The organism is Bacteroides sp. 2201st1_D9_2201SCRN_220225 (genome assembly GCF_040928965.1).
GTDB classification, from domain to species: Bacteria; Bacteroidota; Bacteroidia; order Bacteroidales; family Bacteroidaceae; genus Bacteroides; species Bacteroides stercoris.
In genome coordinates, this window is the sequence record NZ_JBCODG010000012.1 from 1 (window position 1) to 22,704 (window position 22,704).

The window sequence follows — 22,704 nt, forward strand, 5'->3', positions numbered from 1 at the left end:
TTAGTGTTTCCGAACCAGCTTTTGCCGGTTCTATTGTTTAACTTTTAATCTTTCGGTAAAAATTTACCGAAGTATTGTGTTAATAATACTGCCGCTTTTTCAGCAATTTTCTATTTTCCAAAAATGTGATAAAAGAATTAACAGAATGATAATAAACGTGTAGCCATTTATTATATACGCTACTTATCTGATAAGAAATAATAATGTTTATTGTTTTATATTTGCCAATATTTTAAAATTATAAAAGCAAATATATTAATATTTATTTAATATATTTTAAATACATCTCTCTTTGATTTGCTGAATTAATTTATAAATTTGCAAATAAATCCAAATAAAAAAGAGCTTATGAAAAGAAATTATTGCTTATCATTAGTGTTGCTTGCATTGCTTGGGATGTCTGTGCCATATTCGGTTGTTGCTGCTGATAATGCACTAAGTTCCCAAAGTACTCAGCAAGCCAAAACAATCACAGGTAAAGTAGTGGATGTTGCAGGCGAACCGATTATTGGAGCCAGTGTATTGGTGAAAGGTTCCAGTACAGGTTCTGTTACTGACATCGATGGAAAATTCTCGGTAGAAGCTCCAGTGGGTAGCACATTGGTAGTCTCATTTGTTGGATATGCTACGGAAGAAGTGAAGGTAGGAGCGGCAAGCGACTATACGGTTACCCTGAAAGATGATACCCAGTCATTGAGTGAAGTTGTTGTAACGGCTATGGGCATTAAGAAAGAGAAAAAGGCGTTAGGTTATTCTGTTTCGGATATTAATTCCAAAGAGTTGATGAAGAACAAGCAAACGAATGTAGTAAACTCTTTGGCTGGTAAAATCCCCGGTGTGAATATTACGCAGGCAGGTGGTGCTGCGGGTGCCGGTTCCAATATTGTAATTCGTGGCGGTAACTCTGCCAGCGAATCTCGTGATAACCAGCCCTTATTTGTTGTAGACGGTATTATCTATGATAACTCTACAGTAAATACCGGTAATTCCGGTACGGATGGCATGACGAAAACTGCAACTACTTTCAGCAACCGTGTAATGGATATTAACCCTGAAGACATTGAAAGCATGTCCGTGTTGAAAGGTGCTGCGGCTGCTGCTCTGTATGGCTCCCGTGCTGCTAATGGCGTTATTATCATTACGACCAAGAAAGGTGAAGAGGGTGCTGTAAGGGTGAATGTAAGCAGTAAATATACCTATTCATGGGCTAATAAATTACCGGAAGTTCAAAAACTGTATGGCCGTGGAGAATATAACACTTCCGGTGCTTTTATTGATAAGACGATGGATTCCTGGGGAGATCAGATTGATGGTATGGCTTATGATAATATAGATGATTTCTTTCAAGGAAGTAGTGTTTGGGATAATAGTGTAAGTGTGTCCGGCGGTAGTAAGAACGGTTCTTTCTATTTATCCGGTTCCAATTATCATCAGTCCGGCATTATCCCTACAACTGGTTATGACAAGACGACTTTCCGCTTTAATGGTGAACAGAAATACGGCATCCTGACAGTAGGAGCCAACGTTTCTTATTCGCAGGCAAGTACTGATAAGACACTGACCAGTGCAGGTTTGTACGGACAGGGCGGTAACGGTGCAATGACCGCTGTTTACGGATGGCCTGTCGACGATCAGATGAGTCGCTATCTGAATGATGATGGTAGTAAATACCGCATATTGGAGGGTTTGCAGGATTTGGAGGATGATGTTGAAAATCCGTATTGGATTCTGAATAAAAATACTTTGACGGACGAAACATCCCGTTTTACGGGTGCAGTCAACGCAAGCCTCAAACTGACAGACTGGTGGGATGTTTCCGCACGTGCGGGTATTGATAAGTACACTACCAGTTCCAATACGCTTCGGCGTCCGGGTGGTGCGGTCAAGCAGATATATCAGAACGGTTATATGTCCAAAGGTGATGTGAATTACCAATACATTACTACGAATGTGATGTCTAACTTCCATAAGACTTTCGGTGATTTTGATTTGAATCTTCTGGTAGGTACTACTACAGAAGCTACGAAGACAACGAATAACACCCGTTGGGGATATAATTTTGTAACGGAAGGGCTTTACAGTTTCAACAATATTATTAAAGCCAACCAGTATTTCAAAGAGAGTACGGTACGCAAACGCATGGTAGGCCTTTACGGTGAATTCCGTGCTTCGTACAAGAATCTTGTTTATCTGACAGTGACCGGACGTAACGACTGGTCTTCTACATTGCCGGTGAATAACCGTTCTTATTTTTATCCTTCCGTAAGCGGTTCGTTTGTGTTTACCGAACTGCTGCCGAAGAACAACGTACTTTCATTCGGTAAGATCCGCGGTTCATGGGCACGGGTAGGTAAAGATGCCGATGCCTATTCTTTGGGATACTATATGTGGCCGGTAGCTACGCTGAACGGTGGCAAATATGGTATGGGCAACAGTTGGACAGGCGGTAGTGTCGGTTTGAAACCTGAAATACAGGATTCTTATGAATTGGGTTTGGAAATGCGTTTCTTCAACGGACGTTTGGGCTTTGACTATACTTACTATCAAAGCAAGACGAAAGACCAGATTTGTGCACCGCGTTTGGCACAGTCTACGGGATACATTTTCCTTACGCTGAATGGCGGTTCGGTAGAAAATAAGGGTATGGAGCTCTCGATTACAGGTAAACCTATTGTAACGAAAGACTTCCAATGGGAAACGACATTGAATCTTTCCGGTAACCGTGGACGATTGGGAGATTTTATCGACGGTGTGGATATTTTCTATGTGACGGATGCGCAGGTCGGTGCAGCCAAAGCCGGTTCAATACCCAATGGCGGTTATTTTTTGGGATTGACGGGTAATAAGTATGAAACGGCTCAAGGGCCCGACGGCAAGATGTACAATGTTATCGACCCGTCTACAGGTTTGTATAAGGATACGCAAGTTGAAACCAATATTGTGGGTAACCGTGAACCGAAGCTGATAGGTGGTTTTAATAATAGTTTCAGCTATAAGAATTTCAACCTTTCTTTCTTGTTCGATATCCGTCTGGGAGGTGACATCTATAATGGGACCGAATACTATCTCGTGACGAAAGGATTGAGCACAAAGACAATAAACAGAGAATCCGTATCATTTACGGGTGTTGTCAATACGGGTACTGCTGCAAAACCGTCTTATGAAACCAAAACAATTACCTATAATGCCAATGAAACTTATCAGGTTGGTAACTCTACCCGTTCCGGCAAGTATATGATTCAGGAGTATTATAAGAATTATGCCAAGAACGCCTATAACTTTATAACTGACACCAATTGGCTGCGTTTGCGTTCTATTTCCTTGTCCTACGATTTCAAGGATTTGTTGAAGAAACAAAATATAATCAAGGGGCTGACTGCTACAATTACGGGAACTAATCTGTTTGTTTGGACAAACTACAAGGGTATGGATCCTGAAACATGCGTTTCAGGTTCCGGTACAGGTGGTTCCGGTTCTGCAGGTATCGACTATTGCGGTGTTCCGGCCACAGCCGGCATGTCGTTTGGCATTAATCTTACATTCTAATAACAGATTTAAAAAGATAAGAGTATGAAGAAACTAATACATATTGCACTTGGCTTGGCGCTTGTGTTCGGCATGTCTTCTTGCGAGGACTACCTGGATGTGAATACAGATCCGGATAATCCGGTTTCCGAAACCGTATCACCGCAGCTTCGCCTGCCGTGGATACAGAACTATTATGCTTACGCATGGGGTACAGCCAGTATGCGTACCAATACAATTGCCGGTATCATGACACAGACTGGCGGCACGGCTGCTAACAGCCTCTTGTCATCATGGAATCCTGCCCAAAGTTCATGTACCACTATTTATCAGAATTTTTATCTGGGTGCAGGTGTGAATATCGATCCTTTGATAGAGAAGGCGGAAGCGGAAGGAGCTTATCATTATGAAGGTGCAGCTTATTGCATTAAGGCGATGGGATTTATGATGATGCTCGACTTGCATGGCGAGCTGCCTGTTCAGGAAGCGTTTACCGGTAAGACCAATCCGGCCTATGATGACGGTAAAACCATGTATGAACTCTGTATGGGGTATCTGGACAAAGCTATCGAGAATTTTGGCAAGCAGCAGAACACCACGGCTCCCGCATTGAGTGCAGGCGATTTATGGAATGGCGGAGAGGTTTCCAGGTGGCTGAAATTATGTTACGGTCTGAAAGCCCGTTATTTGCTGAAATTATCCAAGAAAGAGGATTTGTATGATCCGGAGGCTATTTTGACGGCATTGAACTCTGCTCCTCAATCGAATGATGACAACACCATTATGAAACATTATAATGTGGAAGGGGATGAGGTTAATTTTACGGTGAGCGACCCTTATCAGGCTTCCGTTATTTGGGATTGTACCGGATATGGTTCGACACAACGTCTGACGCGCTGGTATGTTAATCTGTTGACTAATAAATTTACAGGTGGTTCGGGTGCGGAAGACCCTCGTTTGTCAAAGCTTGTTCCTGCCATGATGACAAATGTGAAACTGAATGCTGATGGTAAAATAACGGCTAATGAATGGATTCGTGATGCCGGGGTGGATGTGATACATTCCACTACACGCGCAGAAGGCGGTCCGGTAGCTGCTTTGTTTGTAACGGGTGGAGAAACCGGTTATAATAAGGAAAAAGGCGGATTTATGATAACTTATGATTTATCCAAAGCGGATAATGAAACAAAGACGAAATTTATTGCTGATGCTCAGGCCATACACCAGACAACGGTCGACGGCAACAATGTGACCGTGCTTTATCAAAAGGGGGCTGCATATTGCAATAATAAGGATTATAAGCGTGCAGGTGATACTATTTATGTAAATTTACGTTCTAACGGTATGGCCAATAGCGGGCGAAACACTACGGATATGTATTACTATACCGATGCGAAATCAGACTATGTGGGCGGTACGGGTACATTCTATGCACGTCCTAATTCAGATTCCGATATTCTTACTTATTCGGAAATGTGCTTTATCAAGGCGGAAGTCCTTTTCCGCAAAGGAGATACCGATGGTGCATTGGATGCCTATCAAAAAGGCATAAAGGCAAACTTTGACCGTATGCAGGCTAAATTGAAATCATGGGAAGCCGAAGGAACAAAGAATCCGGATCAGAAGCCGATGGATGAAGGTGAAATCAGTACTTATATGGCAAGTTCTTCCGTATGTCAGAATGCTGCCAGTCTGACCTTGTTCGAGATTATGCGTCAGAAGATTATCGCATTGGGTATCAATACCGAAAATTGGAATGATATGCGCCGTTTGGATTATGACTATGTGGATTACGACCGTCCGCAGGATTTCACGGCTGTCAGCAAGATTGTAGGTACTTCTAAGAATGAGCCTACTTATTGGTTCCGTCGTTTCAGCCAAAGTACTCATGAGAGCAACTATAATCTGACTCAGCTAAAGGCATCCAACAAGCAAGCCATGACAGACCCGATTTGGTCGTGTCCGGTTTGGTGGGATTGTGCGACAGATAATGAGTATTACGGTTACATTAAGTAGGTCATAACCTTATTAGTTTATAGAATGTTAATTTAAATATCTTAAAATCTTGATGCACATATTATTTCATTGATTATCTTTGCACTTGAAATATGGATTTATAAGATATATTAAAATATTGGAGACCTAAACAGTCTTCATTCATAGATGATGATTGGAACAGTCGGTTCGTGAGAATCGGCTGTTTTTTGTTGGGTTTGTTTGCATATCAACAGCGGTAATGTTACTTTTGCAAGAAAGAACCCATTTAGTCAATGAAGTATGAAACAAGGTAAGAAATACATTTCTCCGGGAGCATGGTTCTCTATGGTTTATCCGGCAGACTGGAACGAATTTGAAGACGGGGAAGGCTCTTTCCTGTTTTATAATCCTAACGAGTGGACCGGTAATTTCCGTATATCGGCTTATAAGGGAGATACTGCATACGGCAGGGAATCCGTTAAGCAGGAACTCAAAGAGAATACTTCGGCCACACTTGTGAAAATAGGTCGTCTGGATTGTGCGTACAGTAAGGAAATGTTCGAGGAAGAAGGAACATACTACACTTCCCATCTCTGGATAGCTGGGATAGACGATGTTGCTTTTGAATGCTCGTTTACGGTGCGTAAGGGAGAGCCGGTGGCAGAGGCCGAAAGCATCATAGCTTCATTGGAAGTCCGTCGGGCCGGCCAAAAATATCCGGCAGAGATAATTCCGGTGCGCCTATCGGAAATTTACCGGATAAACGAAGCATACGAGTGGGTGTGTACCACTGTAAAAGAGCAGTTGAAGAAAGACTTCCAGGGACAGGAAGAAGATATAGCCAATATGCAGCAGGTCATAGACAGCGGCAGCATAGGCGCCAAGAAAAAAGAGGTATGGTTGTCGCTGGGTATTACACTTTGCGTGATTTTGGCTAATGAAGTAGACGGCTTGGAATGGCGTACGCTTATCGACGGCAATCGTGAAGCCCCTGTTCTGACGAGTGTTGCGGGCGATACCGTGATAGACCCGATGAAATTGGTATGGAGCAAAGTCAAAGCCGGAGAGCCCTGCAATCTTGCAGAGGTTTACCGGAATTTACTTTCATGACAAGCCATTGCCCGATTCATATTGCCGTCTGCATGGCAATTTCTCAATTTTAATTCTCAACTCTCAATTTAATAAGTTTTGGCAGCAGTAAATTCAATCCTTCAAGTGGAAAACCTGACTAAGTCGTTTGGCGACTTGGTACTATTCGAGAATATATCCTTTGGTTTGTCCGAAGGGCAACGGGTGGGGCTTATTGCCAAGAATGGCAGCGGCAAGTCCACACTGCTTAATATCCTTTCCGGAAAAGAAGGCTATGACGGCGGTACAATCTCTTTCAGACGTGATATACGTGTCGGCTATCTGGAACAAGACCCTCAATATCCGGAAGAGCTGACTGTGTTGGAAGCATGTTTTCATCATGGCAACAGTACCGTAGAGCTGATAAAGGAGTATGAACGTTGCATGGAGACGGAAGGGCATCCCGGTTTGGATGAAATTCTGGTGCGCATGGACCATGAGAAGGCCTGGGAGTATGAGCAGAAAGCCAAACAAATTCTTTCCCAACTCAAAATCCGCGATTTCAATCAGCAGGTGAAGTCTCTGTCCGGCGGACAATTGAAACGTGTGGCACTTGCCAATACGCTTATCACCGAACCCGATCTCCTTATATTGGATGAGCCTACCAACCACCTCGACCTGGATATGACCGAATGGCTGGAAGATTATCTGCGCCGTACCAACCTCACTTTGCTGATGGTGACGCACGACCGCTACTTCCTCGACCGCGTCTGCTCGGAGATTATCGAGATAGACAACCGCTGTATATATCAGTACAAGGGCAATTACAGCTATTATCTGGAAAAACGCGAAGAGCGCATCGAGGCCAAGACCGTAGAGATAGAACGCGCCAATAACCTGTATCGTACGGAGCTTGAATGGATGCGGCGTATGCCGCAAGCCAGAGGGCATAAGGCACGTTACCGGGAAGATGCTTTTTATGAATTGGAGAAGGTAGCCAAGCAACGTTTCAATAACGACAATGTAAAGCTGGATGTAAAGGCATCCTATATTGGCAGCAAGATATTCGAGGCAGACCACCTCTATAAGTCCTTTGGCGACTTGAAGATACTGGATGATTTCTCCTACATCTTCGCCCGCTATGAGAAGATGGGCATCGTGGGGAATAACGGTACGGGAAAGTCCACCTTCATCAAGATACTGATGGGACAGGAGTTGGCGGATAGTGGTACGCTGGACATCGGCGAAACCGTCCGTTTCGGCTATTATTCGCAGGAGGGTTTGCAATTTGACGAGCAGATGAAAGTCATCGATGTGGTGCAGGACATCGCGGAAGTGATAGAGCTGGGTAACGGCAAGCGTCTGACGGCATCGCAGTTTTTGCAACATTTCCTCTTTACGCCTGAAACGCAGCACAGCTATGTCTATAAGCTGAGCGGTGGCGAGCGCCGCCGTCTCTATCTGTGTACGGTGCTGATGCGCAATCCTAATTTCCTGGTTCTGGACGAGCCTACCAACGACTTGGACATCGTTACGCTGAACGTATTGGAAGAGTACTTGCAGAACTTCAAGGGATGTGTGATTGTGGTGAGCCACGACCGCTACTTCATGGATAAGGTGGTGGACCACTTGCTGGTGTTTAACGGGCAGGGAGACATCCGCGATTTCCCCGGCAACTATACGCAGTATCGTGACTGGAAGGATGTGAAAGCCGCCCAAGAGAAGGAAAAGGAAAAAGAAGCGGCTAAAACTCAGGAAGAAAAGACTGCGAAAGTGCGTCTGAATGAAAAGCGCCGTATGTCTTTCAAGGAGAAGCGCGAATTTGAACAACTCGAACAGGAGATTGCGGCATTGGAAGCCGAAAAGCAATCCATTGAAGAGGCGTTGTGCAGCGGTGCGCTATCCGTAGAGGAATTGACGGAGAAGTCAAAACGCTTGCCGGAACTGACGGACTTGATTGATGAAAAGACCATGCGCTGGCTGGAACTGAGCGAGATAGAGTCGAACTGAGAACTAGCTCCGGTTTTTATCGGCAGACTGATGAGGCGCCGGAATTAAGAATCTAACTAAAATATACGAGAATGAGCAGAAGCAAGAATCTGACGAACTATCATAGTCACAGCCTGTATTGTGACGGACGTGCCAGCATGGAAGATTTCGTGCGGTTTGCCTTGAGCGAGGGATTTACTTCGTATGGCTTTTCATCCCATGCCCCGTTGCCTTTTTCTACGGCATGGACTATGGAGTGGGACCGTATGAACGACTATCAGGCCGAATTTCATCGGATAAAGGAAAAGTATGCCGGAAAGATAGAACTTTATCTCGGCTTGGAAATAGATTATTTAAATGAAGAGAGCAATCCGTCTGCTGCCCGTTTTCGTGAACTGCCGCTGGATTATCGCATCGGTTCCGTGCACATGCTGTATAATGAACGGGGCGAAGTGGTGGATGTGGATGTTCCGGCCGATGTTTTCAGGCAGATAGTAGATAAGCAGTTTGGCGGCGACTTGGAGCAGGTGGTGCGCTTGTACTACGGACGGTTGAGGCGTATGCTGGAGTTGGGCGGGTTCGATGTAGTGGGACATGCGGACAAGATGCACTATAATGCTGCTTGCTATCGTCCCGGTCTGCTCGACGAGGTTTGGTATGATACGCTCGTGAAAGAGTATTTTGAAGACATTGCCGCACGAGGCTATCAGGTGGAAATCAATACCAAGTCTTACCATGATTTGGGCACTTTCTATCCCAACGGACGTTATTTCCCGTTATTGCGTGGTTTGGGTATCCGCGTTCAGGTCAATAGCGACTCTCACTATCCGGAGCGGATTAACAGCGGTCGCCCGGAAGCATTGCGGGCATTAAAGCAGGCAGGGTATGAAACTGTGATGGAGATGTACAACGGGGTATGGCAGGAGATGCCGATAGTATTATAAGAATCCTGTAAAACAGAAACCCGGTAGTTTGTTCCTCAAAAATTGTATTAAGACGTGCACCTGATGCTCTTTTTAGGCAGGGATTACACAGATTTCGATTTCCCGTGCCTAAAAAAAGCACACAGTGAGCATTCTCTATTTGGGCATATTCTCTTTACTTGTATATGCTGTTATTTCTTCAACAGGAACTCATCGATAGCCTTTTTGTAGGTTGCCTTATCGGCAGCTCCGCGGAATAACTGGGGTTCGCCCTGCATCGGAATAAAGACAAACAGGGGAATACTGGTGGCGTTGAACAAGGCTGCCAGTTCTTTCTCCTTATCCACATTGACTTTGTATATTACGATTTTCCCGGCATATTCTTTCGCCAGTTCCTTCATAATAGGCGCTGTCATCCGGCAAGGTCCGCACCAGTCGGCATATAAGTCGATGATGGCGGGTTTGTCGCCTTTATATTTCCACTCTTTGGACTTCTCGTAATCGAATATATCCTTGATGAACATGGCTTTGTTCATTACGATTACGCTACCCTCCTGGGCAGTCTTTTGCGTTTCAGCTTGTTTCTGTTCGGCTCCACCGGTGCAAGCATAAGTCAGCATGCTTGAGAAGATGAGAACCGCCATGGTTATGATTTTCTTCATGTTTCTTAATTATGAGTTTTGTTCGATAATGGCTTTAAGTTCCTTACCGCTGATTACCCCCGAATGACGCCACAAAGCTTCACCCTTTCTGAACAGGATAAAGGTAGGAACCATCTGTATACGATAGCTTGCAGCCAATTCTTCATGCTGGTCTACATCGATTTTTGCAATACGCGCTCTGTCGCCGATTTCGCCTTTCAATGCTTCCAGCACGGGGTGCATGGCTTTACAAGGTCCGCACCAGGTAGCAAAAAAGTCTACTAAAACAGGTTTTTCCGATTGTATTAATTCTTCAAATTTCTCCATAATCTTTGTCTTATATATAGTTTATGAATATATAACGGATAAACGAAGAAATTGTTCGCCGTCAATTGTAAATTAGTAATAACTAATTACTTTTTGTCATGTCCGGTTCCGCTTCGCTAATCGTCAGCTCCTTGATGATGTGCGAAGCACCGGCATACTTGTCTATGATAAACAACGTATAGCGGATATCCACACAGGCGGCACGTTGCGAAGATGGACGGAAAGCGATGTCACCCATCAGACCCTCGTAGTTGCGGTCGAAAGCCGTACCTATCAGTTCGCCTTTGGCATTGAACACCGGGCTGCCGGAGTTTCCGCCCGTATTGTCCGTGTTCACGATGAAGCATACGGGCATCTCGCCGTCGGGCATGGCATATCGTCCGAAATCTTTTGTCTGGTACAATTGTTTCAGTTTGGCAGGCACCACAAACTCCCAATTGTCGGGGTCTTCCTTTTCCATTGCCCCCTTTAGGGTGGTGTAATATCCGTATTCCACACCGTCGGCAGGTTTATACGGCAATACGCGTCCATAGGTCAGGCGCAGGGTGGAGTTGGCATCGGGATATATAGGTGTGCCGGCTTCCCGCTTCATGTCCATCATGCCTTTTACCCATACCTTGTGAGCGGCATTATAGTTGCGGTTGGCATCCATCATGGCAATGGTAGTTTGCAACAGACCGTCGGTGATGGAGTATTTGAGCAGTGTCATCCAGTCGTTGCCAATCTTATACAAGCTGGGTTTGCGGATGAACTTGGCGAAATTCTCCTTGCTGCCGAAGATGGAATATTCGAAGCAGGCATCGATAAAGGCATCGCTGTCTCCCTTGAAACGCTTGTCGATAACTTTGAAAATACCGATGCGCTGTTCGGCAGGAATGTATTTCATGTAGGTTTGCAGCATCTTCTTCCCTACAATTCGCTCCACTTCGGGGAAGGGGACGGACGCAAAATACTTGTCGGCGGCAACTTGCAGACTGTCGGCGGCGGTTTTTATCCGGGTTTTATCCTTGCTTTTCAGGGCAGAAACCAGGGCGGCGGTACTCGGAATCCGCATGAAGTCGAGTCCCGTAACCAATGCTTCCTGAATGGCCTGCTGATGATAGAGAGCATTGCGGCGATGCTTCACGATGCCGCGTATTTGGTCGAAAGCCTTTTGATAAGAACTGTCGTTCAGGGCACGGCCGCGTGCAAGGAGCTGTTCCTGCTGTGCGCGTTTCGTATCTAGTATTTTCAGGCGGACAAGCCCTTCGTTCATGCCGATGGCATTCTTCCAGTAATTAGCGGATGAGGCGTATTTACTTGCATAGTGGATGCGCACGGCATCGTCTTTCAGCATTTGCTCCATGAGGGCTTTCTGGCGGATGTCACGCACGTGGTGGCGCATGAAGTTGGTGGTTTGCATACGTTCTTCCACTTCGTCGGAAATCATGTAGCGCCAGTTGCGTCCGGGAAATCCCATGACAAACGTGAAGTCGCCTTCACGATAGCCGGCGAGGCTGATGGTGAGGTGCTTCTTTACCTGCAAGGGCACATTGTCGGGGTTGTAAGCGGAGGGTTGGCCGTCCTTGCCGGCGTAGATGCGGAATAAGGAGAAGTCGCCCGTGTGGCGCGGCCACATCCAGTTGTCCGTATCGGCTCCGAACTTGCCGATGGAAGAGGGAGGAGCACCTACCATGCGGATATCGCTGTAGGTTGTCTTTAGGAACAAGTAATATTTGTTTCCGCCGTAGAATGCTTTCAGTTCTGCTTTACGGCCGGATGTCAGCGTGATGCCTTGCGCGGACAGGAAACGGTCGGCTATCATGGCAAGGTATTTGGGCGAGAGGTAATTTGTGCCGTTTGGGTCAGAGTCTATCTGCAACTGGTCGCTTACGTAGTCCGTCACGTCCATTATCTCGTCGATGTAGGTCACAGTAAGTCCCTTGCAGGGTAGCTCCTCGCTGCGGGACATTGCCCAAAAACCATCGGTCAGGTAATCGTGCTCCACGCTGCTGTGTTGCTGGATGGCTCCATAGCCGCAGTGATGATTGGTCAGTACCAGCCCTTCTGCCGAGATAACCTCACCCGTGCAACCGCCGCCGAAATGCACTACCGCATCTTTCAGGGCTATGCTGTTGGGGTTGTATATCTGTTCGGCAGGGATAAGCAGGCCGAGCTCTGTCATGGCAACCTCGTTCTGCTGTTTGAGGTCGGTAAGCATCCACATTCCTTCGTCGGCGTGTGCCGAAAGGATGCCGGATGTAAGGAATAATGATAATATGATTCGTCTCATGTAACTATGCGTTAGAAGGTGTTCTGAGAGAGGGAAATTCAATATACGACTAAATAGAATTCAGTATACGAGTGAATGGCATTCAGTATACGACCGAATGCCATTCACTTTCATACCCTTTTGGGGATGGGTTCCCATTATTCGATGATGTTCATTTCTTTTATCAGATGTCCGCAGTCTCCCAGTTTTTCCAGAATGAAGAGTACATAGCGGATGTCCAGTGCGATGCAACGTTGCAGGTTGTTGTCGAAGTTGATGTCACCGCTCAAGGATTCCCAGTTGCCGTCGAATGCACAGCCGATAAGCTGTCCTTCACCGTTGATGACGGGACTGCCGGAGTTACCGCCGGTGATGTCGTTGGTAGTCAGGAAGCAAACGGGCATTGTGCCGTCGGCCATGGCATAGCGTCCGAAGTCTTTATTGAGGATAAGCTCCTTCAGTTTGGCGGGCACTACGAATTCGCGGTCTTCGGGGTTTTCTTTTTCAAGAATGCCGTCCGTGGTGGTGTAGTAATTGTAGTGTATGGCATCGCGCGGGCTGTATGCTTTCACATTGCCGTAGGTCAGACGGAGCGTGAAGTTGGCGTCCGGATAAGAGGGTACGGGCAGTTTCATCTCGCCCAGTCCGCGGATGTATGCTTTATGCAGCAACTCAAGACCGTTGCTCAGTGCCTTTTCTTCTATGGAAACGGCTTTCAGCTTTTCTATCTTCGAGCGGGAGTAAGCTGTGGCAGGGTCTTTTTCGATAGCCTTTACCGTAGGTTTCTTCATGAACTTGTCGAAGTTGGTGCGGTTGGCAAGGATGGAGTTGTCGTACATATCATCTACGAAAGCATTGTAGTCGCCTTTGTACTTGCTTTGGATAGTCTGGTAGAAAACGGGCAACTGTTCAGGTTGCAGTTTTTGGGCGAGAGCGGGCAGGATGGCTTTGGCTACGGCACGGTCTACTTCGTGGTCGTAGTCTTTGTTGTGGATGTCGTTGAACACCTCTTCCAACTGTGCTTTGGAAGCAGCAAGCAAAGAGTCGTTTTTCTCTTTCAGCGCCGTCTTTATCTTATGCATAATCATGTACGGGCTTCCGAATTCGATAGCGCCGCTCAAGGCTTCGTACAAGTAGTTGAACTGACGGGTAACCGGCATTCTCTTGGCAATGATTTCGTCGATTCTCTCTACTACACCCTCGTATTCGGTTTTACCTTTGGCAAATTCGGCAAAGTTCTTTTCCTGTTTCGCTTTTGTGCCCAGCACATCGTTGTCGATAATTGCCTTGTTCATGCCGATGGAGTTTTTCCAGTAGTTGCTGCTTCCGGCAAATTTGCTGGCATACTGGATGCGGGTTTTGTCGCTGGCATCCATGTACTTGCGCAGTACATCGAGGCGGACACCGCGCATGTCAATCATGGCCTGGTTGTCTGCTTCCATGCGTTCTTTCACTTCCGACCGGGTGAGGTAACGGCTGGTGCTGCCGGGGAATCCCATAATCATGGCATAGTCGTTTTCTTTCAGTCCTTTGATGGAAATGGACAGGAATTTCGGAGTCTTCAAAGGTACGTTGCTTGCATTGTATTCGGCCGGTTCTCCGTTGGCATCGGCATAGATGCGGAACATGGAGAAGTCGCCCGTGTGGCGCGGCCACATCCAGTTGTCGGTTTCACCGCCGAACTTACCTACCGAGGAAGGGGGAGCGGCTACCATGCGTACGTCACTGTACACTTTGTAATAGAACAGGTAGAATTTATTTCCCGCATAGAAAGGAAGTGCTCTTACCTCGATGCCCGGTTTGCCTTTCAAATCACTCTTTTCCAGTTCTTCTTTGGCAAGTTTGCCGAGGAACGGGGCGGTCAATGCATCGACTTCCGTCACTTCTCCGGCTTTGACTTTCGCGTTTACGAGGTCGGTGATGTCTACAATGCGGTGTACGAAACGGAATTTCAATCCCGGAGTAGGCAACTCTTCATTGCGGCTTTTTGCCCAGAAACCGTCTGTCAGGTAATCGTGTTCCACTGAGCTGTGCTGTTGGATAGCACCGTAGCCGCAGTGGTGATTGGTGAGAATCAGTCCTTCGGGTGAGATGATTTCGCCCGTACAACCACCGCCAAAGATGCCGACGGCATCCTTCAGCGATACTCCGTTCGGGTTGTATAAATCATCGGCTGCAAGTTTCAGTCCTTGTTTCTTCATCATGTCGATAGAGTTCTGCTGCTTCATCAGTTGCAGTAACCACATTCCTTCGTCTGCACGTGCCGAGCAGACTGTCAGTACGGCGACCGCCGCAATCAAATACTTCGTTACTTTCATCTTTTTTGTTGTTAATTTACTATATGATTTTTAATTGAATCTTCCTTCCCGGATAGCATCCATGATGTTGGCAGGCGGACGCTGGTTCATCAGCTCTTGCTTCATGAAATCCATGTAAGGAGCCACATGCTTGAAGAATTTCCGGTAGCCGGCGCACAGGTAGTTCAGTCCGGGTTCGCCGTCGGCAGTATGTGCAAAGCGGTTTTTAGGACATTCACCGTTGCAGGCAAACAGCCATTCGCACTCCCTGCACTGGGTGGGGAGAGACTTTTGCTTCATCTGTCCGAAGGCTTGCTGACGTTCGCTGTACATCATTTCCACTAGTGTTTTCTGATAGATGTTTCCTAGCTTGTATTCCGGAAATACAAAGTGGTCGCAGGCATATACATCACCGTTGAATTCCATTACACCGGCATGTCCGCAGGTCTTTGCCATGGAACATACGCCCGGCTGTTCGCCCACCCAGTTGGCAAGGGTGGAGTCGAAGAGCTGGATATAGTAAGTACCTACATCCTGTTTCACCCATTCATCGAACAGGGTACAGAGGAAGTTTCCCCATTGTTCCGGGCTAACGGAGAAGTCCGCCAGTTCCGTAGCTTTTTCCTTATCGGTCAGTGAGGCCAGATGGCGTCCGTCTTGGTGCGGCATGATGCGTTCTACGATAGGAGCGAACTGGATATAATGAGAACCGATTTCTTTGAAGAAATGATAGAATTCAAGGGGATAGTCGGCGTTGAAGTCATTTACTACCGCCATCGCGTTCCATTCTACTCCGTGCTTTTTCAGCAGGTTGATGCCTTGCATCACTTTGACAAAGGATGGTCTTCCAAGCCTGTTTTTACGGTATTCGTCATGAAACTCCTGCGGCCCGTCGATAGATACGCCCACCAGCCAATTGTTCTCTTTGAAGAACTCGCACCATTCGTCGGTGAGCAGTGTGCCGTTGGTTTGTATGCAGTTGTCAATCGTCCGTCCGTTGGCGTATTTCTTTTGCAGTTCCATCGCTTTTTTGTAGAAGGCCAGCGGGCGCATTAGGGTTTCTCCGCCGTGCCAGGTGAACAATACTTGAGGCATTGTTTGCGAATTGATATATTCTTCAATGAACTTCTCCAGCAGTTCATCGCTCATCACGTGTTTTGGATTGTTTACATACAGTTTGGACTTCTCCAGATAATAACAATAATCGCATGCCAGGTTGCATACAGCCCCTACGGGCTTGAGCATTACATAAAGAGGTTTGGCAAAAGGAGCATAGGTTGACATGTATATTTCTCCGTTTTTTATATTTATGATTGTGCAAAAATACGTAAACCAAATGAAAATTCCTTTCTTTCTATCCCGTTTATAAGGAATATTAATACCTTTGCCACGTATAATTCATAAATCGTTTCCTGCATGATTAGAATGAGTGTAAATCGTATTTTGCCTCTTTTGCTTTTACTCGTGTTTTTCACTTCTTGTGCCCGAAAATACAAGGTGGAAGGCAGTTCTTCAGTGACAAGCCTTGATGGAAAAATGTTGTTTCTTAAAACTCTTCAGAACGGGCAGTGGGTAGCTGTCGATTCTGCGGAAGTTATTCATGGGCTTTTCTCAATGAAAGGTCCTGTAGATTCTGTGATGATGGTAACTCTCTATATGGACGATGAAGGGATTATGCCGCTTGTACTGGAAGACGGTAAGATAGAAGTCTCTATTTCAAATACGCAATTGGCAGCTAAAGGGACATTGCTCAATGATCGGCTGTATGAGTTTATAGAAAAACGGAATGCACTGGAACTGCAGATAGAGGAGCTCGACCGCAAAGAGGCGCGTATGGTGCTGGACGGAGCCAATTTGGAAGATGTCCATAAGGAGCTGGCGAAAGAAGGGGAAACTCTTGTTGAAGAAATGAATAATTATGTGAAGCAGTTCATCATTGACAACAATGAAAATGTTTTGGGTCCAAGCGTGTTTATGATGATGTGCAGCACATTACCGTATCCTGTCATGACTCCGCAGATAGAGGATATTATGCGAACCGCTCCATTGGCATTCAAGCAGAATCAGTTGATAAAGGAATTCCTTTCAAAAGCGAAGGAAAACATGCAGTTGATTGAGGAACACCAGCGCGTCAGGCAAAATGCTTCAACTGATACTTCCGCCAATAAACCGTAGGCAGTGCGGATGAAAGACTTCAACGGTCTTGATCTTCGTTTTTAACCATTCCTTTAAACTTCTCCGGAAGGCTGCTTTCTACTGCTGTATAGGCTTCCGCCATAGTTGCCTTGATGTTCTCCACTCCTTGTCCCTTAGGGGCAATCGGTTCATGAATCGTCAGTATCATGCGGTGGCGGTGTATCCACTTGCCCGTGCGGGGAAGTATCTCAAACGAACCGTCGATGGTAACGGGCACTACCGCCAGCTGCAGTTCATCTGCCAATTGGAAGGCTCCTCTCTTGAAGTATCCCATGTGACCGGTGAATGTGCGTGCTCCTTCGGGGAATACTACCAATGATACTCCATCCTTTAAGGAAGCCTCTGCCTGGCGCATGGTGGCCAGTACTTTTTTAGGACTGGAACGGTCTACGAAGATATGTCCCGCGCTTTCGCATGCTTTGCCTACGAACGGAATCTTTCGCAGGCTTTTCTTCATCATCCATTTGAAGTTTCTGCCCAAGAAGCCGTAAATCAGGAAAATATCGAAAGAACCCTGATGGTTTGGGACAAACACATAAGAAGTACGTTTGTGAAGTTTCTCGCGTCCGTTTATCTTTACCGGGATGAGCAGCAGGTAGCAAATCAGTTGTGACCATATTTTACCCGGATAATATCCCCAGAAATGAGCGCCCCCCAGTAACGAACCGATAATTGTGACCAATGCGGTAAGGACAGTCAGGACCAATAAAACAGGCAGTGCAAAGCAAATCTGGTAAATATTGTAGAGTATTTTCATGGGTTGTGGATTTTATTGCCACAAAGATAGGTCTTTTTTATATTCTGTCACTCTTTCTCGCTAACTAATTTTATGACGGTGACTTCGGGCCATGCACCGAAGCGGAAAGGCAGACCTACGTATCCTATACCGACATTTACATACAGGGCGCGTTTGCCTTCGTAGTACATACCGCTCCATTCAGGGTAGATGAGAGAAGATAATGAGTGTCCGCATATTTCCATCTGCATGGCGTGCGTATGTCCGGAAAGGGTTAACTCTATATCCGAATCAGGCAAAACTTCGCGTCGCCAGTGCGTAGGGTTATGGCTGAGCAGTATACGGAACATGCCTTCCGTGCCTTGCATGGCTTTGGATAAATCGGCGAATTGTGAGAAAGGCGGTTCACCGTCGTTCTCAACACCTATCAGCGCTATGCTGTCGCCCTTATGATATAGGATGCAATGCTCGTTATTCAGCATTTCCCAACCCATATCTTTTTGCTGTCCTATTAGATACTCCAAGTTGGCTGCTTCCTCTTTTCTGTTATGCCAGCGGTAATATGTCCCGTAATCGTGATTGCCGAGGATAGAATATACTCCGTCGGGAGCATGAAGCAGGGAAAGTGTCTCTTTGAAACCGTCCAGTTCGTGGCTTTGCTGATTGACTAAATCACCGGTAAAGACAATGAGGTCCGCTTGCTGTTCGTTCACCAGCGTAACCAGACGCCGGATAGCTTCCGGATTTCCTAACCAACTGCCTATATGTATATCCGATAGCTGAAGAATGCGGTAACCGTCAAAACCTTTGGGAATGTTGGGCGAGCGATATTCGACATTCTTTATCTCAAAGCGCGTGATACCGGCAATGGCTCCGTAAAGGATATTGGCAAAACCGATTATCCCCAATATCAATCCGAGAAGTGTGTAAGGAAGCCGGTGGGCAACGAAAGGAAAACGGGGATTCCTGAACGGCGTATGGAAAATGATGAATGACAAAAGGCGGCTGATTCCCCGCATCAATATGCCAAACAGCGAACAAAGCATGAATACCGTCTTCGGGACGGCAAACAGCATTACGGTCACTGCCAGCCTGCCGATGCCTTGCGGATGGCGTGAAAGCGCATTGTCACCTGTCATATAGATGTAATACATATATATAGCTACCAGCACAACTGTAGGAAGCCAATACACACTGCGCCAAAGTATGTTACGTGTTCTCTTTACGATGTACACCAAGTAGATGTACATGTCCGGTAAAAGCAGGCATAAGATAAGTATGAGAGTTATTCGGTGCATATATCTTTCAATTCTTCTATGTTCTTTTTAATGCTGTCGAGGTGTTTGTAAACGACTTTTTTATATATGAAATAAATAAGAAGTGCATCCAGGATGATGTAGCAACCGAGCAAGACGGCTTGTATCATGAGAGGCAGTGTATAGTAATCCATTATCCAGAAGAACAGTATGGTGAAGATAACGGTCCAGGCAGCTACTGCCCATATTTCGTAACGGGTCCAGTTACGGAATCTGGTCATGCGTCGGCTCACTTCGGCTACGGACATTTCGTCTATGTGGGTGTTCTTGTTCCAAAGGTAGGTTTTCCAGTCCCACCACATACCGCTGAGAATAGTTACGGTAATGAAAATCAGAAACAGAATTATCTTGTTCTGCAAATGCTCGTTGAAACCGAAGGTAGGCAGTAAGAACCACACCAGCAGGATGACAGCCAATCCTACCGCACCTGTTCCAAGTGAGAAGCGTTGCAGGATAACGAGTCGTCCCAAACTGTGCCGGGTATTTGTTTTATAATTTGCAATCAGTTCTTTTATCTGTTTCTCATCGGCAATAGGTTCCTTTTGCAACTGTGCATCCAGGGCATTCCATGATTTTTTCAGTTCGTCCAGTTCCATATATTAATCCTCCTTATTCATCTTTTTCAGTTTGTCTTTAATACGGTTGAGTTTGGTGGCCACGTTGGTTACGGTCAGTCCGGTAATCTCGGAAATATCTTCATAGCTTTTTTCTTCCAGATAAAGCAGGATGATAGACTTCTCCAACTGTCCCAGCCGGTTTATCATCCGGTAGAGTTGCTGTAACATGGCTTGCGTTTCGTCGTCCTCTTCGCTGCGGTCGGCTTCCTGGGTGAGGGTGACAATCTCCGGAATGTTCTTTTCTTTCCGTATGAAGCTGATACAGGTATTCAAGGCGATACGGTAAATCCACGTCGAGATTTTACATTCCCTTCTGAATTTAGGAAACGCTTTCCATATATTGAGCACTACTTCCTGATACAGGTCATTAAGAGTCGCGTTCGGAGTGGTGTACAGGTAACACACCTTATAGATGACGCGCTCATATTCCCGTATGACGGACAGAAACTCTTGTTCTACATTTTCCATTGTGTATGCTTGCTCGAATCGCTTTTATTCTGTTTGTCGTAAGAGAAACCGGAAAATCACACTTGCAACATTTAACTCTTTAAATTTGCTGCCAGGAACTTTCGCATTTCCTCAATCGGTTTACCGCGCCGGCAGGCATAATCTTCCAACTGGTCTTCACCAATCTTGCCTACGGCGAAATAGCGTGACTGGGGATGTGAAAACATAAGACCACAGACAGAAGCATGCGGATACATGGCTCCGTTTTCGGTGAGCGTAATGCCTATCTGTTTCATATCCAGCAATTCGTCCAATATAAAGTTTACGGATTGGTCGGGTAGGGAAGGATAGCCTACTGCCGGACGGATGCCCTGATATTTCTCAACCAGCAAATCCGGAATGGAAAGCGATTCATCGGGAGCATATCCCCAGACTGTCTTGCGCACATATTCGTGCATCTTTTCTGTTGCGGCTTCGGCAAGCCGGTCTGTCAGGGTCTGTACGAGAAGATGCTTATAAGGATCGTCTTTATAACATCCTTCGCTCTCCGCACTGACGGAAGATGCAAAAAGCCCTATCGTATCCGGCACTCCGGATGAAAGAGGCCGTATGAAATCGCTCAGGCAGAGAAACGGACTTCCGTCCGGATGAGGTGTCTGCTGGCGGAGCAGAGGGAACACCGTATCTTCGATGATGAGATTGTCTCCCTCTGCATTGGCACTGCATAGCCTGTAAATACATTGCACCGAAATTTTCTCATCCAACCGGTTGAGTACTCTGCCGGCTTCCTTAAACAATTGCATAGCCTCTGCGGCTTTGGAGCGTTCTTCTTGCGGAAAAGCCGCAAGCCACATGGCGCGGCAGGAATCGCAACCGTGAATGTTGGCGATTGCTGCAAACTTGGGTTGAAAGCCCCAGGCATGGAAAAAATAAATCCAGTTGATATAGGGGCTTACTTCATGGATTTTATAATTGATAGTTGGCAATTGATAATCTCTATATAAGGTTATGCTCTGAATAGATAATACTATATTATGCTCCTGCCGACGGATAATCAAACCGCAGCTCTTCACCGCGGTAAGAATCGTTCACAGTATTGCCGTTGTAAATAAGATGTCCGTTGGCAAACGTTTTTTCTACTTTCCAGTTGAACGTATGCCCTTCCAAAGGACTCCAGCCGCATTTGCTCAGAATCTTGTCGGTAGTGACTTCCCAGGGAGAGTTAGAGCGTACCAGCACTAAATCCGCCTGATAGCCTTCACGGATATATCCACGCTGGCAAATACCGTATATCCGGGCAGGTGCATGACACATTTTCTGAACAACCGTTTCCAGTGAGAACACTCCTTCGTCCACCAGTTCTAACATACTGACAAGGGAGAATTGTATCATAGGCATACCGGACATTGCTTTCAAAGCCCCGCCCTCTTTCTCGCTCAACAAGTGAGGGGCGTGGTCGGTGGCGATAACGTCAATCAGTCCTGAGTTGACAGCGGTCCGCAGTGCTTCCCGGTCTGTTTTTCGTTTAACGGCAGGATTACACTTTATGCGTGCGCCCAGACTGTTGTAGTGCGTCAGCGTAAAAAGTAAATGCGCTACACATGCTTCAGCGGTGATGTTCTTGTTTGCCAAAGGTTCGTCACTGAACAGTTGCAGTTCTTTGGCTGTGGAAACATGCAGGATGTGCAGGCGCGCTCCGGCAATCTTTGCCAGACGGACAGCCAGTTCGGAAGAGGCATAACATGCCGGAACGGAACGGATACTGGGGTGGGCACTGACGGGAATGTCATCCGCTCCTTTATATTTTTGCTTGTATTTCTCGATATTGTTTTTTATTGTTTCCTGATCTTCGCAATGGGCGGCAATCAGCATATCCGTACCGTTGAATATATTCAGCAGGCTGTTCATTTTATCCACCAGCATATTACCGGTACTGGAGCCCATGAACAGCTTGATGCCGCAAACGCGGTGTTTGTCCAGCTTGTCAAATTCCGTATAGTTGTTGTTGGTTGCTCCGAAGTAGCAGGAATGGTTGACGATACACTTCTCATTCAGCAAGTCGAGTTTGGCATTCAAGGCATCCAACGTTACGGTCAGCGGATTGGTATTGGGCATGTCCATAATGGAAGTCACCCCGCCGGCAGCCGCTGCACGGCTTTCCGTCAGAATATCTGCCTTATGGGTAAGACCCGGATCACGAAAATGCACATGGTCATCGATAATGCCGGGCAGCAGGTAGCAGCCTGTTGCATCAATCACTTCTTCACAAGGGGCGGAAAGAGGCTTCCAGTTGGTAAGTACTTCGGCGATGCGCCCGTTTTCTATCACTACCGAGCCTTGTACGCTTTGTCCTTCGTTGACAATCGTAGCGTTGTGTATCAGTGTTCTTTTCAT

General features: G+C 46.3%; 17 protein-coding genes. 6 read left to right on the forward strand and 11 right to left on the reverse strand.

The annotated features are described in order from the left end of the window. Nucleotides 1-348: 348 nt before the first annotated feature. The 5 genes from AB5903_RS05690 (at nucleotide 349) to AB5903_RS05710 (ending at nucleotide 9,503) form a co-directional block, all read left to right on the forward strand. Entirely contained in the window at nucleotides 349-3,546 is a 3,198-nt protein-coding gene (locus AB5903_RS05690) for a SusC/RagA family TonB-linked outer membrane protein (RefSeq protein ID WP_016661350.1), read from the forward strand. A 24-nt stretch (nucleotides 3,547-3,570) separates the two neighbouring features. Beyond that, a complete protein-coding gene (locus tag AB5903_RS05695; RefSeq protein ID WP_016661349.1) occupies nucleotides 3,571-5,541 on the forward strand; it encodes a SusD/RagB family nutrient-binding outer membrane lipoprotein in 1,971 nt (656 codons plus the stop codon). Nucleotides 5,542-5,802: 261 nt separating this feature from the next. Further along, nucleotides 5,803-6,612 carry a DUF3805 domain-containing protein gene (locus AB5903_RS05700; protein ID WP_016661348.1) on the forward strand — a complete coding sequence of 270 codons (810 nt, stop codon included), beginning with the start codon at nucleotides 5,803-5,805 and terminating at the stop codon, nucleotides 6,610-6,612. A 78-nt stretch (nucleotides 6,613-6,690) separates the two neighbouring features. Then, nucleotides 6,691-8,580: a ribosomal protection-like ABC-F family protein gene (gene abc-f / locus AB5903_RS05705; protein WP_016661347.1), complete on the forward strand. Its 1,890-nt coding sequence runs from the start codon at nucleotides 6,691-6,693 to the stop codon at nucleotides 8,578-8,580. A gap of 71 nt (nucleotides 8,581-8,651) precedes the next feature. Further along, nucleotides 8,652-9,503 carry a histidinol-phosphatase gene (locus tag AB5903_RS05710; RefSeq protein ID WP_016661346.1) on the forward strand — a complete coding sequence of 284 codons (852 nt, stop codon included), beginning with the start codon at nucleotides 8,652-8,654 and terminating at the stop codon, nucleotides 9,501-9,503. Nucleotides 9,504-9,673: 170 nt separating this feature from the next. On the opposite strand, the gene AB5903_RS05715 is transcribed toward AB5903_RS05710, so the two are convergent. From AB5903_RS05715 to AB5903_RS05735, 5 genes are all read right to left on the reverse strand, one after another. Beyond that, entirely contained in the window at nucleotides 9,674-10,144 is a 471-nt protein-coding gene (locus tag AB5903_RS05715) for a co-chaperone YbbN (RefSeq protein ID WP_005654836.1), read from the reverse strand. A gap of 9 nt (nucleotides 10,145-10,153) precedes the next feature. Further along, a complete protein-coding gene (gene trxA / locus AB5903_RS05720) occupies nucleotides 10,154-10,450 on the reverse strand; it encodes a thioredoxin (protein ID WP_005654838.1) in 297 nt (98 codons plus the stop codon). Between the two features lie 82 nt (nucleotides 10,451-10,532). Next, nucleotides 10,533-12,722 carry a S46 family peptidase gene (locus tag AB5903_RS05725; RefSeq protein WP_272710216.1) on the reverse strand — a complete coding sequence of 730 codons (2,190 nt, stop codon included), beginning with the start codon at nucleotides 12,720-12,722 and terminating at the stop codon, nucleotides 10,533-10,535. Between the two features lie 137 nt (nucleotides 12,723-12,859). Then, the gene (locus tag AB5903_RS05730; protein WP_005654841.1) at nucleotides 12,860-15,019 is read right to left on the reverse strand and encodes a S46 family peptidase; all 2,160 of its coding nucleotides are present in this window, start codon (nucleotides 15,017-15,019) and stop codon (nucleotides 12,860-12,862) included. Between the two features lie 30 nt (nucleotides 15,020-15,049). Further along, complete coding sequence (locus tag AB5903_RS05735) at nucleotides 15,050-16,282, reverse strand: anaerobic sulfatase-maturation protein (RefSeq protein ID WP_016661344.1); 1,233 nt, start codon at nucleotides 16,280-16,282, stop codon at nucleotides 15,050-15,052. 132 nt (nucleotides 16,283-16,414) lie between these two features. Here AB5903_RS05735 and AB5903_RS05740 point away from each other — a divergent pair, with 132 nt between their 5' ends. After that, complete coding sequence (locus tag AB5903_RS05740) at nucleotides 16,415-17,173, forward strand: DUF4369 domain-containing protein (RefSeq protein ID WP_005654848.1); 759 nt, start codon at nucleotides 16,415-16,417, stop codon at nucleotides 17,171-17,173. Between the two features lie 19 nt (nucleotides 17,174-17,192). Here AB5903_RS05740 and AB5903_RS05745 read toward each other — a convergent pair whose 3' ends face one another. The 6 genes from AB5903_RS05745 to AB5903_RS05770 form a co-directional block, all read right to left on the reverse strand. Then, entirely contained in the window at nucleotides 17,193-17,951 is a 759-nt protein-coding gene (locus tag AB5903_RS05745; RefSeq protein WP_005654850.1) for a 1-acyl-sn-glycerol-3-phosphate acyltransferase, read from the reverse strand. A 47-nt stretch (nucleotides 17,952-17,998) separates the two neighbouring features. Then, complete coding sequence (locus tag AB5903_RS05750) at nucleotides 17,999-19,228, reverse strand: metallophosphoesterase (RefSeq protein ID WP_272710221.1); 1,230 nt, start codon at nucleotides 19,226-19,228, stop codon at nucleotides 17,999-18,001. Continuing rightward, nucleotides 19,216-19,842: a hypothetical protein gene (locus tag AB5903_RS05755; RefSeq protein WP_016661342.1), complete on the reverse strand. Its 627-nt coding sequence runs from the start codon at nucleotides 19,840-19,842 to the stop codon at nucleotides 19,216-19,218. Before AB5903_RS05755 ends, AB5903_RS05750 begins: the two co-directional genes overlap by 13 nt. Before the next feature lie 3 nt (nucleotides 19,843-19,845). Next, entirely contained in the window at nucleotides 19,846-20,331 is a 486-nt protein-coding gene (locus AB5903_RS05760) for an RNA polymerase sigma factor (RefSeq protein ID WP_005654855.1), read from the reverse strand. Between the two features lie 71 nt (nucleotides 20,332-20,402). Then, nucleotides 20,403-21,296 carry a vitamin B12 dependent-methionine synthase activation domain-containing protein gene (locus tag AB5903_RS05765; RefSeq protein ID WP_175456003.1) on the reverse strand — a complete coding sequence of 298 codons (894 nt, stop codon included), beginning with the start codon at nucleotides 21,294-21,296 and terminating at the stop codon, nucleotides 20,403-20,405. A gap of 46 nt (nucleotides 21,297-21,342) precedes the next feature. Further along, complete coding sequence (locus AB5903_RS05770; protein ID WP_005654859.1) at nucleotides 21,343-22,704, reverse strand: dihydroorotase; 1,362 nt, start codon at nucleotides 22,702-22,704, stop codon at nucleotides 21,343-21,345.